Annotated in this window: 1 protein-coding gene; it reads left to right on the top strand. The window is 69.1% G+C overall.

Features of this window, described 5'->3' with window-relative positions; translation table 11 throughout:
- The coding region (locus ACFT2C_RS29125) for an IS3 family transposase (RefSeq protein ID WP_377210588.1) at positions 1-868 on the top strand (868 nt) is incomplete at its 5' end.
- Between the last annotated feature and the right edge of the window lie 191 nt (positions 869-1,059).

The following is a 1,059-nucleotide window of genomic DNA, read 5'->3' as shown; positions in this document are numbered from 1 at the left end:
GTGCTGGGCGTGGACGGCGTCCGGGTGCCGACTGTTGGAGATCGCACGCTCGAGCTTCTACTACTGGCGCGGGACAGCCCCTGACCGGGCCGCCCGCCAGGCGGCCGACGCCCGGCTCGCCGTCCGGATACGGGCCGTGCACCAGGAATCGGACGGTACCTACGGTGTCCCCAGGATCACCGCCGAGCTCCGCGAGGCCGGCGAGCCGGTCAACCACAAGCGGGTCGCCCGCGTCATGCGGAGCATCCATCTCGCAGGAGTACGACTCCGTCGCAGGCACCGCACCACGACTCCGGACCCGGCCGCGGCGAAGGCCCCCGACCTGCTCGGACGTGACTTCACCGCGACCGAGGTGAACACGAAGTACGTCGGCGACATCACCTACCTCCCCCTGGACGGCGGGAAGTTCCTCTATCTGGCCACCGTCATCGACCTCGCCTCACGGCGCCTGGCCGGCTGGGCGATCGCCGATCACATGCGGACCGAACTCGTCACCGACGCGCTCGCCGCCGCCCAGCGCACCCGCGGCAGCCTGACCGGCGCGATCATGCACACCGACCACGGCTCGCAGTACACCAGCCGGGCATTCGCCGAAGCCTGCAGGTCAGCAGGGGTGATCCAGAGCATGGGCGCGATCGGGTCCAGCGCGGACAACGCGCTCGCGGAGTCCTTCAACGCGACCTTCAAACGCGAAACGCTCCAAGACAGGAAGGCCTGGTCCAGCGAGCGCGAGGCCCGCCTCGATACCTTCCGCTGGCTGAACCGCTACAACACCCGACGCCGACACTCCCGCCTCGGACACCGCAGCCCGATCGCCTACGAGACGGCAGTCACAGCAACATCAACTACGCTGGCCCAAGCCGCATAACCCGTGTCCAGGACTCGGGGTCAAGGCCCCTCGGCGACGGGGGAGTGCTGCCAGGCAGACGGCGATGCACTCGTTGCGGGCGGTTGTGGTGTCGTGCATCCGCCCAGGCCGCAGGGCATCAGTCCATAACGTGCGGCCACGCCAGCCGGCGATGACGGTGGGTGTTCGCATCCGCCAACGCCCACAACACG

Source organism: Promicromonospora sp. NPDC057138 (assembly GCF_042670845.1).
Taxonomy (GTDB): Bacteria; Actinomycetota; Actinomycetes; order Actinomycetales; family Cellulomonadaceae; genus Promicromonospora.
Note: the sequence above shows the minus strand (reverse complement) of the source record. Positions and strands in the feature narration are given on the sequence as shown.